At 42.6% G+C, this 14,801-nt stretch carries 14 protein-coding genes, 1 tRNA gene and 1 other annotated feature; all 15 genes read left to right on the top strand.

Annotation, left to right across the window (positions count from 1 at the left end; all coding sequences use genetic code 11):
- The coding region (gene tuf / locus K9H14_07735) for an elongation factor Tu (protein ID MCG9480080.1) at nucleotides 1–140 on the top strand (140 nt) is incomplete at its 5' end.
- A 95-nt stretch (nucleotides 141–235) separates the two neighbouring features.
- Nucleotides 236–385 carry a 50S ribosomal protein L33 gene (gene rpmG / locus K9H14_07730; protein MCG9480079.1) on the top strand — a complete coding sequence of 50 codons (150 nt, stop codon included), beginning with the start codon at nucleotides 236–238 and terminating at the stop codon, nucleotides 383–385.
- Nucleotides 384–460: transfer RNA gene (locus tag K9H14_07725), tRNA-Trp, on the top strand. Before rpmG ends, K9H14_07725 begins: the two co-directional genes overlap by 2 nt.
- An 85-nt stretch (nucleotides 461–545) precedes the next feature.
- A complete protein-coding gene (secE, locus tag K9H14_07720; GenBank protein MCG9480078.1) occupies nucleotides 546–806 on the top strand; it encodes a preprotein translocase subunit SecE in 261 nt (86 codons plus the stop codon).
- Between the two features lie 19 nt (nucleotides 807–825).
- Entirely contained in the window at nucleotides 826–1,350 is a 525-nt protein-coding gene (nusG, locus tag K9H14_07715) for a transcription termination/antitermination protein NusG (protein ID MCG9480077.1), read from the top strand.
- Between the two features lie 60 nt (nucleotides 1,351–1,410).
- Nucleotides 1,411–1,833 (top strand): 50S ribosomal protein L11, encoded by a 423-nt coding sequence (gene rplK / locus K9H14_07710; protein MCG9480076.1) that lies wholly within the window; start codon nucleotides 1,411–1,413, stop codon nucleotides 1,831–1,833.
- Between the two features lie 27 nt (nucleotides 1,834–1,860).
- Nucleotides 1,861–2,565 (top strand): 50S ribosomal protein L1, encoded by a 705-nt coding sequence (gene rplA, locus K9H14_07705; GenBank protein ID MCG9480075.1) that lies wholly within the window; start codon nucleotides 1,861–1,863, stop codon nucleotides 2,563–2,565.
- Nucleotides 2,563–2,680 (top strand) — a sequence feature (ribosomal protein L10 leader region). It overlaps the preceding gene by 3 nt.
- 23 nt (nucleotides 2,681–2,703) lie before the next feature.
- Nucleotides 2,704–3,234: a 50S ribosomal protein L10 gene (rplJ, locus tag K9H14_07700; GenBank protein ID MCG9480074.1), complete on the top strand. Its 531-nt coding sequence runs from the start codon at nucleotides 2,704–2,706 to the stop codon at nucleotides 3,232–3,234.
- A 76-nt stretch (nucleotides 3,235–3,310) separates the two neighbouring features.
- Nucleotides 3,311–3,721: a 50S ribosomal protein L7/L12 gene (rplL, locus tag K9H14_07695; protein MCG9480073.1), complete on the top strand. Its 411-nt coding sequence runs from the start codon at nucleotides 3,311–3,313 to the stop codon at nucleotides 3,719–3,721.
- A 196-nt stretch (nucleotides 3,722–3,917) separates the two neighbouring features.
- Nucleotides 3,918–7,331 carry a DNA-directed RNA polymerase subunit beta gene (rpoB, locus tag K9H14_07690; protein ID MCG9480072.1) on the top strand — a complete coding sequence of 1,138 codons (3,414 nt, stop codon included), beginning with the start codon at nucleotides 3,918–3,920 and terminating at the stop codon, nucleotides 7,329–7,331.
- A 24-nt stretch (nucleotides 7,332–7,355) separates the two neighbouring features.
- Nucleotides 7,356–11,504 carry a DNA-directed RNA polymerase subunit beta' gene (locus tag K9H14_07685; GenBank protein ID MCG9480071.1) on the top strand — a complete coding sequence of 1,383 codons (4,149 nt, stop codon included), beginning with the start codon at nucleotides 7,356–7,358 and terminating at the stop codon, nucleotides 11,502–11,504.
- Between the two features lie 165 nt (nucleotides 11,505–11,669).
- Complete coding sequence (gene rpsL, locus K9H14_07680; protein MCG9480070.1) at nucleotides 11,670–12,041, top strand: 30S ribosomal protein S12; 372 nt, start codon at nucleotides 11,670–11,672, stop codon at nucleotides 12,039–12,041.
- A 19-nt stretch (nucleotides 12,042–12,060) separates the two neighbouring features.
- Complete coding sequence (gene rpsG, locus K9H14_07675; GenBank protein MCG9480069.1) at nucleotides 12,061–12,534, top strand: 30S ribosomal protein S7; 474 nt, start codon at nucleotides 12,061–12,063, stop codon at nucleotides 12,532–12,534.
- A 17-nt stretch (nucleotides 12,535–12,551) separates the two neighbouring features.
- A complete protein-coding gene (gene fusA, locus K9H14_07670; protein ID MCG9480068.1) occupies nucleotides 12,552–14,642 on the top strand; it encodes an elongation factor G in 2,091 nt (696 codons plus the stop codon).
- A gap of 49 nt (nucleotides 14,643–14,691) precedes the next feature.
- Nucleotides 14,692–14,801 (top strand): hypothetical protein (locus K9H14_07665; GenBank protein MCG9480067.1); only part of this gene is annotated, 110 nt, incomplete at its 3' end.

Genomic DNA, 14,801 nt, shown 5'->3' with positions numbered 1-14,801 from the left:
AGATGGTTATGCCCGGTGATAATACCGAGATGGAAGTAAAGCTTATCGCCCCCATAGCTATGGAAGAGGGCTTAAGGTTTGCCATACGTGAAGGCGGCAGGACCATAGGGGCTGGAAGTATTACTAAGATAATAGAGTAGGCGATAATAACTTATTGACAACCACTTTAGATAGTGGTAAGTTATTTGTCTGCGCCTTTAAGTTAATTATAAATCAACTAAAATGGTGAGCTAAATTGAGACAGATTATGATTTTAGGCTGTACGGAATGTAAAAGGAGGAATTATACTTCTTTTAAGAATAAGAAAAATGATCCGGACAGAATAGAAATGAAAAAATATTGTAAGTGGTGTAAAAAACATACGGTTCATAAAGAGACCAGATAGGGCTGTAGCTCCAATTGGTAGAGCACCGGTCTCCAAAACCGGGTGTTGGGGGTTCGAGTCCCTCCAGCCCTGCCAGGATTATTATGTAAAATATATTTAAGGAATAATGGCTAAAAGAAAAGTATCGAGAAAGTACAAACCAAAAAAAATGATGGAGAAGATGGCCAAAGACCGTAAGCCGCCAGTTGCTCCACCCAAGAAGAAAATAAACTGGAAACAGTTTATTAAGCAGATACCTAAAAAGATAGCTAGCTTTTTCAGGGGCGTGGTAAGAGAGTTGAAGAAGGTTACCTGGCCTACCAGAAAGGCTTTGTTAAGCTATACTCTGGTAGTAATAGTTACCATAATTATATTTGCTGCTATTTTAGGTTTGTTTGACTTTATATTCTTACAGGCTGTAGAGTTTCTAATAAATGTCTAAAAGAGTTTGGTGATTATAAATGAGACCAAGATGGTATGTTATAAATTCCTATGCGGGATATGAAAAGAAGATAAAGGCTAATCTGGAGCATAGGATTGAATCCATGAATATGGATGATAAAATATTTGAGATATATATACCTCAAGAGGATATCATGGAGATACAGGGGGGAAAGAAACAGGTTTCCACCAAAAGGGTTTTCCCCGGATATCTTCTGGTTAAGATGTATCTTGATGATGACTCCTGGTATGTGGTAAGGAATACCCCGGGAGTTACCGGTTTTGTGGGTACTGAGAACAAGCCGGTGCCCTTAAATGATTCCGAGGTAAAAAAAATAATGAAGAGAGAGGTTTCCGAGAAACCCAAGCCTAAGACTGATTTCGAGGTAGGCCAGCCCATAAAAGTAACCACGGGACCGTTTAGTAATTTTGATGGTACTATCAGTGAAATCAATCTGGACCAGGGCAAGTTAAAGGTACTGGTTTCCATATTTGGCAGGCAGACTCCAGTGGAGCTGAATTTTAACCAGGTGGCCAAAATATAACATTGAAATATTAATTTATATGTGTATAATTACAAATCTATGTTAATTTGAGGAAAAGTAATGGCTAAAAAAATAATTGCGCAAGTGAAATTACAGATACCAGCCGGGCAGGCTAACCCTGCTCCCCCTGTTGGACCGGCATTGGGACAGCACGGGGTAAACATTATGGAGTTCTGTAAGGCTTTTAATGAAAAAACAGCAAAGGAACAGGGGATGATCATTCCGGTTATCCTTACTGTTTACGGTGACAGGTCTTTTAGTTTCATAACTAAAACCCCTCCTGCAGCTGTACTTATAAAAAAGGCCATAGATATTGAGAAGGGCTCAGGAGAGCCCAATAAAAACAAGGTTGGCGAAATAAAGAGAGAGCAATTGGAAGAGATTGCCAAACTAAAATTAAAGGATCTTAATGCCAGGACTGTGGAAAGCGCGGTAAAGATAATAGAGGGTACAGCCAGAAATATGGGCGTTAAGGTAGTTTAGACAAATTTCAGAGCAAAGGTGATAGTCTTGGTTAGAGGTAAAAAATATAAGAGCAAAGTAGAAAATTTAGATACAGAGGCAATGGGACCCAAAAAAGCACTGGAGTGGTTAGTTGCTAACCACGATGCTGGATTTGATGAGACAGTGGACATTGCCATAAATCTGGGTGTTGATCCCAGAAAGGCAGATCAGATAGTAAGAGGAACCATTGTGCTGCCAAATGGTACAGGCAAGACACCCAAGGTTCTGGTTTTTGCCCAGGGCGAAAAAGCGGAGGAAGCTAAAGCAGCTGGAGCTGATTATATTGGCGGCGAAGAGTATGTAGAGAAAATAAACCAGGGCTGGCTGGATTTTGATGTTTGTATTGCCGCTCCGGATATGATGAAACATGTTGGAAAGCTGGGAAAAATATTAGGGCCCAGAAAACTTATGCCTAATCCTAAATCCGGTACAGTAACTTTTGAGCTGGCCAAAGCAGTAGAAGATTCTAAAAAGGGTAAACTGGAATACAGGACTGATAAAAACGGTGTAGTGCATAGTATTCTGGGGAAGGTATCCTTTGGGCTGGACAAGCTGCTGGAAAATTATTCGGCTCTAATCGATGCTATTCTTAAATCAAAGCCCCCTGCTGCCAAGGGAAGATATATGAGAAGCGTTTATATCTCCAGCACTATGGGGCCAAGTATAAAAATAGATGCCACAAAGGTTGCAGATATAGAAGAAGTAGCTTAATTAAATATAAGGCAGCCACAGACAGCAGGTGTTAGATAATTAACTTAATTTCCTGCCGAGGTTGATTAGTAAAATTAATCGGCCAGGTACTGTGGGCCGATTTTTTAGTATATACAATAAAAGTTTTCGGGGGTTACCGTGGTTAAAAAAGAAAAAGAAGTAAAAGTAGAAGCCATAAAACAGGTTTTTAGTGAAAATAATGGATTGATTTTTACTGATCACACCAGATTAACTGTAGGGGATTCAGTGACAGTAAGGGATAAGCTGGCCGAGAATCAGGCTTATCTGAAGGTGCTTAAAAATACCCTGGCTCTTATTGCGGCCAGAGAGGTATTTTCAGATATTCAGCTGGACCAGATTCTGAAAGGCCCCACCAGTGTTGTAGTGGTTGGGGAAGATGTTGCTGCTACCGCCAAGATTATCAAAGACTTTGCAGAAGAACACGAGACCCTTCAGGTTAAGGGAGGAATACTGGAAGATCAGCTGCTGACCGCAGAGTTGATCCAAAAGATTGCCGGCTTGCCTTCAAGAGAAGTCTTGCTTACCAATCTGGCTGTTACCTTGAACTCTCCAATTAGTGGCCTGGTTACTACTTTAAGTGGATTAAGCAGGAATTTGGTAATGGTTTTGGGAGCTATAAGAAAAGAAAAAGAGAATAATAAAAATTAAGGGAGGATAAATGGCTGATAAGAAAAAAGACACTGAAAAAAAAGAAACAAAAGCAAAGGGAAAGGGAAAAGGGAAGATGACCGCAAAGGAGACCAAGACTGCCAAGAAGGGTTCAAATATTGATGAGATTTTAAAATCTATAGAGAGCATGACCGTTCTAGAGTTATCAGAATTAGTAGAGGCTCTGGAAGAAAAATTCGGTGTAAGCGCGCAGGCTATGGTAGCAGCACCAGCAGCAGGAGCTGCAGCAGCAGGCGGAGCAGCCGAAGCCGAGCAGACTGAATTTGACGTGGTATTAAAATCAGCAGGCGCTAAGAAGATACAGGTTATAAAGGTGGTTAGAAGTATTACCAATCTGGGCTTAAAGGAAGCTAAGGATCTGGTAGACAAAGCTCCTAATGCAGTTAAAGAAAAAATTTCTAAAGATGAAGCAGAAGATATAAAGAAGCAGCTTGAAGAAGCTGGAGCCGAAGTAGAAGTTAAGTAGTTTTCTATTTTAACTTTCCGAATAAAAATTAAATTGACAATACTATCATTTTTTCCTAAAATGATAGTTTGTCAGTTTTTTCAGGCAGTACAAAATTATTAATAATAATAGTTAATTAAGTAAGATTTTTTTACGCTAAAAATCTTACTTTCTGCTTATTTAACTTTGATTTTATTATAAAGGGGAGACTTATTTAATGCAAAATAATAAACAAATCCAAAGGTATGAGTTCGGTAAAATTCCCAAGATTATGGAGATGCCCGATCTGCTGGATATTCAGACAGAATCATTTGAATGGTTCAGAAAAGAAGGGCTTACGGAAGCCTTGAAAGATATTTCTCCAATTGAGGATTTTACTGGAAACATGTCCCTCGAGTTTACGGGATACAGCTTTGATCCCATTGAAGTCTCTGCAGATGAGTGTAAACAGCAGGACATGTCTTACACAGCGCCTTTGAAAGTTAATGCCCGTTTCGTTAATAAGGAAACCGGGGAGATAAAAGAACAGGAAGTGTTTATGGGTGATTTTCCCATAATGACTGATAAGGGCACTTTCATAATTAATGGAACCGAGAGGGTTATAGTATCCCAGCTGGTTCGTTCACCGGGTGTTTTCTATGACACTGATATAGACAAGAAGAGTGAAAAAGAATTATATATGTGCAAGGTAATCCCTACCCGGGGATCCTGGATTGAGATTGAAACAGATAAGAAGGGCATAGCCTATGTGAGGATTGACCGGAGAAGAAAATTTCTGTTATCCATATTCTTAAAATCAGTAGGCTTTGGGACCAACCAGGACCTTATAAATCTTTTCAGTCCTTATGATAAAGAGGATTGTATTAAGAATACTCTGGAAAAGGATGCAACTGAGACTACCGAGGAAGCTTTAATAGAAATATATAAAAAACTGAGACCGGGGGAGCCCCCTACGGTGGAGAGCGCGGTCAGCCTTATACATACCATGTTTTTTAATCCTAAAAGGTATGATTTTGGAAAGGTAGGCCGTTATAAACTCAATCAGAAACTTGACGAAAAGCTGGATAAGGAAGTGACTGAAAGGCTGCTGGAGATTGATAGCGACATGGATATTGATACCAGCGTGGAATCCATACTCCACAGCCGGGATATATTCCTGGTAGTAAAATATTTAATTCAGCTTATGAGCGGAATTGGGGAAATAGATGACATAGACCATTTTGGAAACAGAAGGGTGAGAAATGTCGGCGAGCTGGTTCAGAACCAGGTAAGAATCGGGTTGTCCAGGATGGAAAGGGTGGTAAAGGAAAGAATGACTACCCAGGATATCGAGTCCATTACTCCCAAAACCCTTATAAACATAAGGCCCCTGGTGGCCAGCCTGAAGGAATTTTTTGGCAGCGGCCAGCTTTCGCAATTTTTGGACCAGACCAATCCTCTGGCTGAAATTACCCATAAAAGAAGGCTTTCGGCTCTGGGACCCGGAGGTTTGAGCAGGGAGAGAGCAGGTTTTGAGGTAAGAGATGTTCATGCTTCCCATTATGGCAGGATGTGCCCCATAGAGACACCTGAGGGACCCAATATTGGACTTATTGGTTCACTGGCTACTTATGCCAAGTTAAATGAGTATGGCTTTATAGTGTCGCCTTACCGCAAGGTGGAAAATGGGGTGGCTACCGAACGGGTAGACTATCTTTCTGCTGATGAAGAAGAGAATTACACTATAGCCCAGGCTACTGCTGGACTGGGAAAGGATGGAAGATTTAAGGAAGATAAAGTTTTATGTATGACTGCGGGGGAAGCGGTAAGTGTGGAGCCGGAGTTAGTAGATTATATGGATATTTCGCCCAAGCAGATTTTTAGCGCTGCGGCCTCTCTTATTCCTTTCCTGGAGCATGATGATGCTAACCGGGCCTTGATGGGATCCAATATGCAGAGGCAGGCGGTTCCCCTGATTGATCCCGAACCTCCTCTGGTGGGAACAGGCATGGAGGCAGATGTGGCCAGGGACAGCGGCCAGCTTATTATTGCTGCTGATGATGGCAAAATTGAAGAGGTTACCGGTGAGAATATAAAGGTAAGGTATAAAAATGGCAAGATGTTTAGCTATTCTCTTTACAAGTTTCAGAGGTCCAATCAGGGCACCTGTATTAACCAGAGACCCCTGGTTAATACCGGGGACAAGGTTAAAAAAGGCGATGTAATTGCTGACGGACCCGCCACCAGGCAGGGCGAGTTGGCTCTGGGCAGGAATCTTTTATTGGCTTTTATGTCCTGGGAAGGCTATAACTATGAGGATGCCATAATAATTTCTGAAAAACTGGTGAAGGAAGATGTTCTTTCTTCTATACATATATCCAAGCAGGAAGTTGAGGCCAGGCAAACCAAACTGGGACAAGAGGAAATTACCAGAGATATCCCCAATGTGGGAGAGGAAGTGCTGGCCAACCTTGATGAAAGGGGAATTATAAGGATCGGTGCCGAGGTAAAACCCGGAGATGTGCTGGTGGGAAAGATAACTCCCAAGGGAGAAACCGAACTGACTGCGGAGGAAAAACTATTAAGGGCAATATTTGGAGAGAAAGCCAGGGAAGTAAGGGACAGCTCTCTTAAAGTTCCTCATGGCGAATACGGCAAGGTGCTGGATGTTCAGATTTTTTCCAGGAAAAAGGGCCATGATCTGCCGCCGGGAGTAAATGAGCTGGTAAGAGTATTTATAGCCAAGAAGAGAAAAATATCCACTGGTGACAAGCTGGCCGGCAGGCACGGAAACAAGGGTGTAATATCCATAGTACTGCCAGAAGAAGATATGCCTTATACTGAGGACGGTATACCCGTAGATATTATATTTAACCCCTTGAGCGTACCTTCCAGGATGAATGTTGGACAGGTGCTTGAGACCCACCTGGGATGGGCAGCCAGCCAGGGTTGGGATGGTAAGAATGTTCCCAAGGACCAGGATGGAAGGATCTATTGCTCTTGTCCTATTTTTGACAGTGCTCAGGAGCAGGAAATACTGGATATGCTGGAAAAGGCCGGTCTTCCCCGGAATGGAAAAACCACCCTTTTTGATGGACGGAGCGGGGAAAAACTTTCTGATGATATTGCAGTGGGTTATGCCTATGTATTAAAGCTCTTGCATCTGGTTGATGATAAAATTCATGCCAGGTCAACCGGGCCTTATTCACTGGTTACCCAGCAGCCGCTGGGAGGTAAAGCCCAGTTTGGAGGCCAGAGATTTGGAGAAATGGAAGTATGGGCTCTGGAGGCTTATGGAGCAGCATATGCATTACAGGAGATGCTTACCATTAAATCCGATGACGTGGTAGGAAGGGTTAAAACCTATGAGTCCATTGTTAAGGGAGAAAATATCGAAAAGCCGGGCATACCTGAATCATTCAAGGTTTTAATCAAGGAGATGCAGAGCCTTACTCTGGATGTAGAGGTAATATCCGATGAGGGCAAAGAAGTGGATGTGTCTGCTGAAGATGATGAGATTATGCAGACAGTTAAAGATCTGGGCATAGATTTTATGCAGAATGCTGAGGATAAAGAAGAAATACAGAGCTCAGAAGAGCAGGATGATATTCAGGATGCAGAAGAACAGGAAGAGAAAGCTAATAAAGGATAATATTTTTTTGGGAGGAATTTATACATGGCTATAAATATAGATGTAAATAATTTTGATGCAATAAAAATCGGGCTTGCTTCATCAGAAAAGATAAGGTCATGGTCTAATGGTGAAGTAAAAAAACCTGAAACTATTAACTACCGTACTTTGAAGCCGGAAAAGGATGGCCTGTTTTGTGAGAGGATCTTTGGTCCCACCAAGGATTGGGAGTGTTATTGCGGTAAGTATAAGAGGGTTCGATTTAAAGGCATTATCTGTGAAAGATGCGGAGTAGAGGTTACCAGATCCAATGTACGCAGAGAAAGGATGGGCCACATAGAGCTGGCTTGTCCGGTTTCACATATATGGTTTTTTAAAGGGGTGCCCAGCAGAATGGGTTACATATTAGACTTGAGCCCCAAGGATCTGGAGAAAGTACTTTATTTTGATTCCTATATTGTTACTTTTATAGATAAAGAAAGAATCGAAAAAGAAAAGGATAAATTAGACCAGCTTCACCAGGATGCCATTAAGCAGGCAGAGGAGCTCCATAACCTGAGAAAAGAAGAGCTTATAATTAACCGGGATGAGATTACTGAAAAATACGGTAATGTGGAAAATGCAGAGGAGCTTAAGACCATTGATGAGAATCTGGGAGGCATGGAGGATATTGAGGCTAAAGTTGAAAAAATAAAGAGCGAAACCGAATCTCTGCTGATAGAGGAAGAGGAAATATATATCGAAGAAGTGGAATTGATTGACCGGGCAAATACCTTTTTCTACAATCTCGAAGAGAAGATGCTGGTTTCTGATGAAGCTCTGTTTAAGAAGATGCAGGAAATCTATAGCGATTATTTCTCCGGTGGCATGGGTGCTGAAGCGGTTAGAGACCTTTTAAGCAGGATTGACAGCAAACAGGAAACTGAAGAACTAAAAGAGATTATTAAGAATTCCAAAGGCCAGAAAAGGAGCAGGGCCATTAAGAGGCTAAAGATAATTTCAACCTTTATTGATTCGGAAAATAAACCTGAATACATGGTCCTGGATGTGCTTCCGGTAATTCCTCCTGACCTGAGGCCTATGGTACAGCTGGATGGCGGCAGATTTGCCACCTCTGATTTAAATGATCTTTACCGGAGAGTTATAAACAGGAATAACCGTCTTAAAAAACTACTGGAGCTGGGAGCTCCGGAAATAATTGTAAATAATGAAAAGAGGATGCTGCAGGAAGCTGTAGATGCATTATTTGATAATGGAAGAAGAGGCCGGGCTGTGCTGGGCGCAGGCAACCGTCCCTTAAAATCTCTCAGCGATATGTTAAAGGGCAAGCAGGGAAGGTTCAGACAGAATCTTTTAGGTAAGAGAGTTGATTATTCAGGCCGTTCGGTTATTGTAGTAAACCCCAATCTGAAGCTTTATCAGTGCGGTTTGCCCAAGGAGATAGCATTGGAGTTGTTCAAGCCGTTTGTAATGAAGAGGCTGGTAGATGAGGGTTTTGCTCAGAACATCAAGAATGCGCGGGCTATGGTGGACAAGGGCACCAATGAGGTGTGGGATATACTGGAAGGTGTAATCAAGAATCACCCGGTGCTGCTTAACAGGGCTCCGACCCTTCACCGATTGGGAATACAGGCTTTTATGCCCATACTGGTAGAAGGCAAGGCGATACAGGTTCACCCTCTGGTTTGCCCCCCGTTTAATGCTGACTTTGATGGCGACCAGATGGCGGTACATGTACCTCTGTCCAATGAGGCAAGAACGGAAGCCATAATGCTGATGCTTTCTTCCAAGAACCTGTTATCTCCTGCCAGTGGGGAGCCAACCGTGACTCCTACTCAGGATATGGTTCTGGGAATATATTACCTTACTTCTGAAAGGGAAGGGATAAAAGAGCCCAAGAAGTATTATGCCAATGCTGATACTGCTTATCTTGATTATGATTACGGCTTTATAACTTTGCATACCCCTATAATGATAAAAGTAGGGGGCAAAAGAGTAAAAACTACTCTGGGGAGAGTCATATTTAATGATCTTCTGCCGGATGACTACCGTTTTGTGAACAAAGAAGTGGACAAGAAAGAGCTTATATCTATTATTTCAGAGGTTATAAGCACTTACTCCAATGAAGTGGTAAGCCAGATTCTAGACAGTATCAAAGAAAAGGGCTTTAAATATTCTACTCGTTCGGGGTTAACCATAGGAATTGACGATATAACCATACCCCCGGAAAAGGCGGATATCCTGAAAAAAGTTGAGGAAAAAATTGAGAAAATTGAAAGTTATTACAAACAGGGGTTGATAACCGAGTTTGAGAGGCACCAGAGGGTTATACAGATATGGTCTCAAACCAATGAAAAGGTAGCGGAGGCCATGGAGAAGAACTTCGATAAGTTTAATCCGGTGTACATGATGGCTACCTCCGGAGCCCGTGGTAATATCAAGCAGCTCAGGCAGCTGGCCGGAATGCGTGGATTGGTAGCCAATGCCCGGGGAGACATTATTGACCGGCCCATAAAATCCAATTTCAGGGAGGGCCTGACGGTTATTGAGTACTTTTTGTCTACCCATGGTGCAAGGCAGGGTCTTGCTGATACCGCGCTTAGAACTGCCGATTCAGGGTATCTGACCCGAAGACTGGTAGATGTTGCCCAGGATACCATGATAAGGGAACCGGATTGTGGCACTGAAGAAGGCATAAATCTGTTTGTGCTGACCCTGGAAGGTGAACCGAATACCAACCTTATTGGAAGGATTTGCCTGGAGGATGCAGATAATCCCACCAGCAAGAAGAATATAATAAAGGTGGGCCAAGAAATAACTGAAAAACAGCTGGGTAAGTTAATAAGGGCCAATATTGAAACCATTAAGGTACGGTCGCCCCTTACCTGTGAAAGCGAAAACGGTATTTGCCAACAGTGTTACGGCAGGGATCTGGCTACCGGTAAAATAGTAGAAATTGGTGAAGCTGTGGGTATTATAGCGGCCCAGTCCATTGGAGAACCGGGCACCCAGCTTACCATGCGTACCTTCCATACTGGTGGTGTAGCTTCTACGGTTATACAGAGGCAGATTAAATCACCGGTTAAGGGAAAGATTTTGCTTTCGGATAAACTTCTGGAAGATCTGAAGCTGGAGAAAAAAGATTTTACCCAGCAGGGAAAGAGTACCATGGAGGTAAATATTGAGAAAATACCCCGTAAGCTGGTTTTCCAGGTACAGATGGAAAGAGGAGATATAGTAGATGTAATAATCCCCAGGGGTGAAATACTTATATTAAATAAAAATGTAAACGTGGATGCGGGTGAAGTATTTGCCAAGATTATTATGACCGCCAAAAGAAAGACTCATGTCCACAAACATGAGAAAACTTTTGAGGGCATTGATATTACCAGTGGTTTGCCCCGGGTAGTAGAGTTGTTTGAGGCGCGAAGGCCCAAGGAACATTCAGCTATAGCGGATATCAGCGGAAAGGTAGAAATTGAAGATATTGATAGCAAACATAGGATGATAACTATTAAAGACGATGATGGCGAGACAGAAAAGGCCTATCAGGTGCCTAGCCGTACCAATTTGAAGGTAAAAAGTGGAGATAAGGTGCATGCCGGTGATCAGCTTACCGATGGCCCCAAGAACCCTCATGACATATTGAGGGTTAGCGGAATTAAGGCCTGTGAGCAGTACCTGGTCAGGGAAGTACAGAATGTTTACAAATCCCAGGGCGTGGATATAAATGACAAGCATATTGAAGTTATAGCCAGGCAGATGCTTAAGAAAGTTACCATAATCGAGCCGGGAGACAGTGATTTCCTGCCGGGTCAGCTGGTAGACAGGCTGCAGGTTAATAAGGTAAATGAAGAGCTGTCTGCAGATATGAAGGCCAATGCTACTGCTTCCCAGAATTTGATGGGTATTACCAAGGCATCATTGGCCACGGATAGCTTCCTGGCAGCAGCTTCATTCCAGGAAACCACCAGGGTGCTGACCGATGCTGCGCTGGAAAACAAGGTTGACTATCTATCCGGTTTGAAAGAAAATGTAATACTTGGAAAATCCATACCTGCGGGTACCGGGATGAACAGGTACAGAAGCATAGAGCTTATATACCCGGGGTATGAGGAAGAAGATGAGGGCCAGATAGAGGTAGTTCAGAACCATGAGGAGGAAGATACTGAGAATTTAGAGATAAATATCTAAATATTATGGCCAGTAAGGCTAATTTAAGGAATTAATTATTGACTTTTTAGTTTTATAATGATAAATTTTTTTTTCGTGTCTTCAAATTGAAGGAGATTATTAATTCAGCCAAATTACTGAGTTTATTATAATTATTTGTTAATTTAAAGATAAAGGTAAGGTTTTATGCCTACGATTAATCAGTTAGTTAGAAAAGGTAGAAAGAATATAAGCAAGAAAAAGAAAACTCCTGCTCTGCAGGACAATCCCTTAAGGAGGGGAGTTTGTGTAAGGGTATACACTACTACCCCCAAGAAGCCTAATTCAGCCTTGAGGAAAGTGGCCAGGGTCAGGTTGACCAACGGGGTAGAGGTTACCGCTTATATCCCCGGCATAGGGCATAATCTGCAGGAGCACTCTATTGTATTAGTAAGGGGCGGCAGGGTAAAGGACTTACCCGGTGTCCGTTACAAGGTAGTAAGGGGCGCACTGGATACAGCAGGCGTAGAAGGAAGAAAAACAGCCCGTTCAAGATATGGGGCTAAGAAACCAAAGTAAGGTTTAAGGAGTATGATTAATGGCTAGAAAAGGAACAGTAACTAAAAGAAAAGCAAGCAATGTAGATCCTATATACAAGAGCAGGATAGTAGCCAAGCTTATAAGTAAGATTCTGCTGGGAGGAAAGAAGAGCACTGCTGAGAAAATTGTGTACGGCAGTTTGAAAATACTGGAGGATAAGACCAAGGAGAATCCTTTAGAAATACTGGATAAATGTCTGGATAACGTAAAGCCTGTACTGGAGGTTAAGTCCAGAAGGGTTGGTGGAGCTACCTACCAGGTACCTATAGAGGTACAATCAGACAGGGCTATGACTCTGGCTATCAGGTGGATTGTCGATTTTGCCAGAAAGAGAAGAGAAAAGAGCATGGCCCAGAGACTGGCAGGAGAGATACTGGACGGGGCCAGCAATACAGGAAATAGTGTTAAAAAGAAAGAAGATTTACATAGGATGGCAGAGGCCAATAAGGCGTTTGCTCATTACAGATGGTAATATTAGGGTGATATTTTATGACTAGACAAGTGTCGTTAAAAAATACAAGAAATATAGGGATTACTGCTCATATAGATGCAGGTAAAACTACTACTACCGAGCGTATTCTCTATTATACTGGAAAAACTTATAAAATGGGTGAAGTGCATGACGGGGCAGCGGTTATGGACTGGATGGTGCAGGAACAGGAAAGAGGAATAACCATTACTTCAGCGGCTACTACCTGTTTTTGGAAAGACCATCGTGTAAATATTATAGATACTCCGGGCCACGTGGACTTCACTGTGGAAGTGGAAAGGTCGTTAAGGGTACTGGACGGCATGGTTGCTGTTTTTTGTGCTGTAGGCGGCGTAGAGCCCCAATCAGAAACGGTTTGGAGACAGGCAGTAAAATACAATGTTCCCAGGATAGCCTTTGTAAATAAGATGGACAGGACCGGTGCGGATTTCTTTTATGTGATGGAGATGATAGACAACCGGCTTCATGCCAATCCTATGGCTGTACAGATTCCTATCGGCAATGAAGATGGCTATAAAGGGATTATTGATTTAATAAGCATGCAGGCCATAATTTACAAGGATGAGATGGGTATGAAGTTTGAATTTGAAGATATACCCGAGGACATGCTGGAAGAGGCTAATAAGTACAGGCAGGAGCTTATAGAGAATATATCCAATTTCAATGATGACATATTAACCAAGTATGTAGAGAATATGGAAATTTCTGAGGACGAGCTAAAGGCTGCCATAAGGGATATAACTTTGAATATGCAGGGAGTTCCGGTATTATGCGGTTCTGCTTTTAAAAACAAAGGGGTTCAGCCTCTTTTAGACGCAGTACTGGATTTTCTACCTTCTCCGCTGGAAGTTCCCCAGCCCAAGGGTTTGGATATTGAAACCGAGGAAGATATATACAGAGAAATTGATGACGATGCTCCTTTCTCTGGCCTGGTATTTAAGATAATGACTGATCCCTTTGTGGGGAAGCTGGCTTATGTGAGGATTTATTCAGGTACCTTGAAGTCGGGTACCCAGGTGTTGAATGTAGAGAATGGCAGAAAAGAGAGAATTGGCAAATTGCTTCAGATGCATGCCAACCGCAGGGAAGAAAGAGATGAAGTTTACTGTGGGGATATAGTGGCAGTAGTGGGGTTAAAGCAGGTCAAGACCGGTGATACCATTTGTGATTTACAGCATCCTATAAAATATGAGTCCATAACTTTCCCCGAGCCGGTACTTTCTATCGCCATTGAGCCCAAGACCAAAGTAGACCAGGAAAAGCTGGGCAAGGCCCTGAGGAAACTTTCCGATGAAGACCCCACGTTTAGGGTAAGTACTGATTCGGAGACAGGGCAGACCATAATCGAGGGAATGGGAGAGCTTCATCTGGAGATTATAGTGGACCGGCTGCTCAGGGAGCACGGAGTGGATGCTAATGTGGGCAGACCACAGGTTTCCTATCGGGAAACTATTACCAAGGAAGCCCAGATAGAAGGCAAATACATAAGGCAGAGTGGCGGCCGCGGACAGTATGGCCATGCAATAATTAAGTTTAGTCCCAATGAATATGGAAAAGGTTTTGAATTTGAAGATAAGATTAAGGGCGGGGCTATACCCAATGAATTTATACCGGCCATAAAGAAAGGTATAGAGGATGCTATGCAGAGCGGCGAGCTGGCCGGTTACCCGGTAGTGGATGTAAAAGCTGTGCTTCTGGATGGATCCTACCATGATGTGGATTCATCTGATCTTGCTTACAGGATAGCTGCTTCCAAGGCTTTCAGGGAGGCTATGAAAAAATGCAGGTCAGTTATGCTGGAGCCGATTATGGATGTAGAGGCAGTAACCCCTGATGAGTTTATGGGCGATGTCATCGGCGACATAAATTCAAGAAGAGGCAAGGTAGTGCAGGTTAACCTGAGGAACCAGACCAGGGTAATAGAATGTGAGGTTCCCCTGGCAAACATGTTCGGTTATGCCACTGATTTGAGGTCTAGGACCCAGGGCAGGGCGACCTTCACCATGCAGTTTTTAAAATATGAACCTGTGCCTTCAAATATTTCTGATGAAATTATTAGTAAAAGCAGAGGGACAAGTATAGCGGTATAAGGCTTTGATATATATAAGAATAATCCCATAAAAGAAAGGATTTATAAAAATGGCTAAACAAAAATTTGAAAGAACAAAACCACACATAAATATTGGTACTATAGGGCACGTGGACCACGGCAAGACTACTCTAACTGCCGCTATTACCCTGTGCCTGAA

This window comes from Actinomycetes bacterium (genome assembly GCA_022396035.1).
GTDB lineage: Bacteria > Actinomycetota > Humimicrobiia > Humimicrobiales > Humimicrobiaceae > Halolacustris.
This window is presented reverse-complemented; position numbering and strand designations above follow the sequence as displayed.